Source organism: Streptomyces sp. NPDC020958 (genome assembly GCF_055562175.1).
On record NZ_JBVHFU010000041.1, the window covers coordinates 1 to 4,902 of the forward strand.

Below are 4,902 nucleotides of genomic sequence, written 5' to 3' on the forward strand. Positions count from 1 at the left end.
CGTCGTGCCGCAGAAGAAGGGAGCGCGGTCCGGACGCAGGTCACCGTGACGTACAGGCGCCGTCCCGCCGGTCCAGCAACCCCCAATCGGTTTCATCAACGTATCACCTTTGCTGAAAACGGCAACATAAGTGCATCAATATTTCGGCGAGTCGTAGCGTCCGCGTATCCTCTAGGAGAATCAAAGATCCGACGTTGAGACGGGAGACCGACATGGCCCGAGCACTGCGTGCCGACGCCGAGCGCAGTGTGCGCGCGATTCTGGAGGCGGCGGAGCGGGTCCTCGCCCAGGACGCGGGCGCCTCGATGGAGCAGATCGCCGAGGCCGCGGGGCTGACCAGGATCACCGTCCACCGCCGGTTCGCGAACCGGCAGGCGCTCCTGGAGGCGCTCGCCGTCTCCGCCAAACAGCAGCTCATCGACGCCATTGAGGAGGCCCGTCCCGACGCCGCACCCGCGCTCGTCGCGCTGCACAGGGTGACCGCGAACGTACTGCGGGTCAAAAGCACCTGGCGTTTCACCCTCAGTCACGCCACTGCCCACACCGAAACCGCGGCCGCTCTCTGGGCGGAGATCGATGCCCACACCACCGAGCTCCTGTCCCGGGCGCAGCGCGAGGGGTTGCTAGCCCCGGACGCGGATCTGGAGTGGGTGCGGCAGGTGTACTACGCGCTCCTTAGCGAAGCCATCAACAGGCCCGGCGCCGGCGAGGCCCCGGCCGAGCAGGATCCGGACAGGCTGGCCACCCTCGTCATCGATACGCTCCTGCACGGTGCAGGGCCACACAGCTGAGCCACACCCGGGGTCAAGCGGCCATCGAGGCCCAGGTGCCGGCGCGGACCCAAGCTGCAAAACCTGCTCGGTAGCCCGCCGAGGACCGTGCGCCGGGCGCTGGAGAGCCATCCGCGCGTCCAGAGCGGGCGGCTGCCTGAGCCGCCGAGCGGTCGGACTGCGGTCATGAGCGAGGAGACGAGGGTGACGTTGCCGGGATCTGTGGAGGACCAACCTGCACACTTGCGGTTGGAGCGCGTCGACTTGGGAGAGGTGCCCTACGCTGCGGCTCAGGCGAACATGGCCCGCTGGGTCGAGGAACGCAAACGGGGCCTCGCCGCCAACCGGCTTTTCCTGCTCACGCATCCCGCGGTGATCACGTATACGGCCCGGACATCGAACGGCCAACTGCCGGACGCGTCCCCGCACATCGCCCTCGTGCTGACCAACCGCGGCGGACATGCCACCTACCACGGCCCCGGCCAGCTCATCGGCTACCTCGTGCTCAATGTGCGCGAGCTCGGGCCCCGTGGACTGATCCGACGTGTCGAACAGGCGCTGATCGACGCACTGGACACCCTCGGTTTCCCAGCGGTTCGCCGCGATACGCCGCCGGGGGAGGAGAGCCTGGTGGGCGTGTGGACCCCCGATCACCGCAAACTCGCCTCGATCGGCATGCGTATCAGCGGGAGTGTCTCCAGCCACGGCTTCGCCCTCAACATCGACCCCGACCTGAGTGTCTACACCACCTTCACCGCCTGCGCCCTGCCCGGTGTCCGGATGACCTCCCTGGCCGAACTCGCCGCTGAACGCGGGCTGCCCGCCCCAACCCATACCGAGGTGCGCGATACGGTCGCACGAGCAGTCATCGCACACCTGACGCCAAGCTAGAGAAGGGCAACGGACTCCCGACGGCGGTGTGTCCTTCGGCCTCGGCGGCGGTGATCAGTGCCTGGATGAGTCGGAGAGCGCGTCCTTGGACGGGCTCGGTCAGGCCGAGCGGCTGGCGTTCGTTCTGCATGGCCCGGATAACGGCGTGCGGCCGAGTGAGCCGCGAGGGCAGGGGACGAGGTCGAGGAAGGCAAGACGCCAGGCGGGCATGTAGACGAGCTTGATCTCGTACCCGTCACGGCACCAGCTTCCGTACAGCTCCTTCGTCTCCGGAGTCCTTCCGCATCTGCGTGCGGCGGCGACGCGGGACGGCCACTTCTCCACGTCGGAACCGTTGCCGCTCTTGACGATCCTGCCGCCGGCCTCCGCGAGCTCCTGCAGGGCGTGATCCGCAGGGAGGGTACGTGCCGTGTGCCAGGTAGCGCCGGCCGACGCTCGTCAGGGCGACGCTCCACTGCCCGGCTGCCCGGGAGACCGTGACCAGGCCCCGGTTGTGCAGTGCCTGGCAGGTGGTCTTGTAGGAACTGGTCTCCCATACGCCGGCAGGGCACCCGGCTTCCACCCACTGCAACACCGAGAGTTGCCGCTCATTGACCCGCCGTTCCAATGGTCCCCCCTCGACTCGGTTCGTCCGAACGAGCGGCCTGACGTGGCTGCAAGCCGGATAGACGGAGAACGGTAGGCGGGTGCTGTCCTGCTGCGGGGTCTGACTCCTGAGATGCCTGACCGGAAGTGTCCTGCTCACACTGTGTCGACCACCGGCCAGGGGCGGCGCGCTGGTCTCGGGCTGACCGGGCGGGACCGGCACACCGTCCGCTTCGCGTCCTCGCCGGCGCCGGCCGACGGCGGAGGTGGTCCTGGGAGTGGACACCCATCGGGATGCCCATGTGGCCGCTGTGCTCTCCCTGGTGGGGGAAGTGATCGGCACCGCAGAGTTCCCGGCCACCGCGGCTGGATACCGAGACCTGTTGGGCTGGGCGAGAGGAACAGGTACGGTGCGGCGGGCCGGAGTGGAAGGTACCGGTTCCTTCGGGGCGGCCCTGTCCCGCTATCTGCTGGCCCAGGGCGTGGACGTTTTCGATGTGAACCGGTTCGACCGGGCCGACCGCCGTCGGCGCGGCAAGTCGGACCCGCTCGATGCCGAGAACGCGGTCCGGGCGGTGCTGAGCGGGCGAGCGCGCGCTCAGGCCAAGACGGGCGACGGGCCGGTGGAGATCGCCCGGATGTACAAGCTGGCCAAGGACTCGGCGGTCAAGGCCCGCACCCAGGCGATCAACCAGCTCAAGGCTGTCCTCATCCGTGCTGATCCGCAGCTGAGGGAGGAACTTGCCGGGCTGGGCAACGCAGACCTCTTCCGCACCTGCGCAGGGCTCGTCGACGACAGCCTGAACCACGAGGCCGACGAAGGGGCGGTGCTCCACGCCACCCCCGTCACCCTGGCTCTCCTGGCCCGGCGCATCAGAAGTTGTTGTCTTTCCGGGCTTGAGCTCTGCGTTTTTGCTGGTCGGGCGTAGGGTCGGCGATCTCGTGGGAGTGGTGGCCTGTCGTGTTGTAGCTCCCCGGGAGGTCGTGGATGCCGTCGGTTGTCGGACTGCTGGAACAGCACGAGCTCGCTGCTCGGCGTCGAGTCGACGGGTTGCGGGAGGAGGCCGATCGCATCCAGGCCGAGCTGGCTGCGGCTGAGCAGGAATGGCAGGAGTGGGTGATCGCCCGCAGGCGGGTCGGCACCGTGCTGGCTTTGGACGGCGACACCGCCGCCGTGGAGGTCACCCCGGATCCGCAGGGTGCGGATGCGCAGGCAGTGCCCCGGGATGCGGCGAAGCCGAAGTCACAGGTGCCCATGTGGCGTGAAGGGCTGGCCTGGTCGGTGCTGTCGGCGGACTATCAGCGCATTCTCACGGCGCTCGCGGACCGGGCTCGGCTTCATCAAGGACCGCTGACCTGCCAGGAGTTGGCCGCAGCGTTCGGCATGGACGTGGTGCCGGCGCGGGTGGAGGCGCTGCGGTCGAAGGCGAAACGCCTGGTCGCGCGGGGCTGGCTGGCCGAGCAGCAGCCGGGCCGGTTCACGCTGGCGCAGGGCCCGGCCGGGCAAGGCGGCGGGTCATGAGCAGGGTCATCGACCAGTAGACCATCGCCTCGGCGCTGGTGGTGCGGCGTTCGAAGTCGCGCACCAGGCGGCGGGTGCGCATCAGGTGGGCGAAAAGGCGCTCGACGATCCACCGCTTGGGCAGCACCACGAAGCCGCGCATGTCGTCGCTGCGTTTGACGATCTCCAGGACCAGCGAGAACGCGGCCAGGCAGTACTCGACGAGGCTGCCGGTGTAGCCGCCGTCTGCCCAGATCAGGGCGAGGTGGTGGTGCGCGTCGGCGACCTGCTCGAGCAGCACGCGGGCGGCGATGCGGTCACCGGTGTCCGCGGCGGTGACCATCACGCCCAGCAGCAGGCCGAGGGTGTCGACCACGACGTGCCGCTTGCGGCCGTTGATCAGCTTTCCGCCGTCGAAGCCGCGGCTGTCCGCGCCGACGACGGCGTCCGCCTTGACGGACTGCGAGTCGATCACCCCGGCCGTCGGCTCCGTATTCCGGCCCAGCTTCTCGCGGACCTGGCCACGCAGCCGGTCGTGGAACTCCTTGACCAGGCCGTGGTCACGCCAGCGGCGGAAGAAGGCGTAGACCCTGTCCCACGGCGGGAAGTCGGCGGGCATTGCCCGCCACTTGATCCCGTTGTCCACGAGATACCGGATCGCATCGAGTATCGCGCGGTGGCAGTACGCCTCCGGCTGCCCGCCCCGACCACGCATCCAGCCGGGCACCGGCAGCAGCGGCCGGACCACGGCCCACTCCGCGTCCGTCATGTCCGAGGGATACCGCCGAACACGTTCCGGATGATCCGCCGCATTCCCGAACCGATGAGCGACACAATCACACGTCGGTGCAGCCGAGTTGAACTCCACCGGCGCGAGCGTATACAACTGCGGCAACAGGGTCTCCTGGATCTCGGTTGGCTTCGCAACCCCGAGCTACCAAGAGGCCCTGCCTTCATGCCCGCGACCAGCAGCGATCACCCGATCGAGACTCCCGTTCGACGCACAACCCTCAAGATCGGAACGACAACAGCTACTTAGGAGTGGGATTGGATCTTTGCCGGGTCTGTACGGTGAGTGGTGTAACTCCCGAGCTGGAAGCGACAGTTGATGACTGACGTGACGAGTGACACCGAGGCCGGGAAGGCCGCTGTGAG

The 4,902-nt window shown here is 68.3% G+C and carries 5 protein-coding genes; 4 read left to right on the plus strand and 1 reads right to left on the minus strand.

Going from position 1 to position 4,902, the window contains the following annotated elements; genetic code table 11:
* Positions 1–212 precede the first annotated feature (212 nt).
* From ACZ3KP_RS40835 to ACZ3KP_RS40850, 4 genes are all read left to right on the plus strand, one after another.
* Positions 213–791: a TetR/AcrR family transcriptional regulator gene (locus ACZ3KP_RS40835; protein ID WP_467506193.1), complete on the plus strand. Its 579-nt coding sequence runs from the start codon at positions 213–215 to the stop codon at positions 789–791.
* Positions 792–956: 165 nt separating this feature from the next.
* Entirely contained in the window at positions 957–1,661 is a 705-nt protein-coding gene (gene lipB / locus ACZ3KP_RS40840) for a lipoyl(octanoyl) transferase LipB (RefSeq protein ID WP_467506195.1), read from the plus strand.
* Positions 1,662–2,524: 863 nt separating this feature from the next.
* Positions 2,525–3,175, plus strand: coding sequence for an IS110 family transposase (locus ACZ3KP_RS40845; protein ID WP_467506197.1), 651 nt, complete (start codon positions 2,525–2,527; stop codon positions 3,173–3,175).
* A 59-nt stretch (positions 3,176–3,234) separates the two neighbouring features.
* Positions 3,235–3,768 carry a hypothetical protein gene (locus tag ACZ3KP_RS40850; protein WP_467506198.1) on the plus strand — a complete coding sequence of 178 codons (534 nt, stop codon included), beginning with the start codon at positions 3,235–3,237 and terminating at the stop codon, positions 3,766–3,768.
* Here ACZ3KP_RS40850 and ACZ3KP_RS40855 read toward each other — a convergent pair.
* Positions 3,725–4,516 carry an IS5 family transposase gene (locus ACZ3KP_RS40855; protein ID WP_467506199.1) on the minus strand — a complete coding sequence of 264 codons (792 nt, stop codon included), beginning with the start codon at positions 4,514–4,516 and terminating at the stop codon, positions 3,725–3,727. The genes ACZ3KP_RS40850 and ACZ3KP_RS40855 overlap by 44 nt on opposite strands.
* Between the last annotated feature and the right edge of the window lie 386 nt (positions 4,517–4,902).

Excerpts from the sequence above, each read along its gene's own strand:
- ACZ3KP_RS40835 (WP_467506193.1), top strand. The coding sequence starts at position 213 with ATGGCCCGAGCACTGCGTGCCGACGCCGAGCGCAGTGTGCGCGCGATT.
- ACZ3KP_RS40855 (WP_467506199.1), bottom strand. The coding sequence starts at position 4,516 with ATGACGGACGCGGAGTGGGCCGTGGTCCGGCCGCTGCTGCCGGTGCCC.
- lipB (WP_467506195.1), top strand. The coding sequence starts at position 957 with ATGAGCGAGGAGACGAGGGTGACGTTGCCGGGATCTGTGGAGGACCAA.
- ACZ3KP_RS40850 (WP_467506198.1), top strand. The coding sequence starts at position 3,235 with ATGCCGTCGGTTGTCGGACTGCTGGAACAGCACGAGCTCGCTGCTCGG.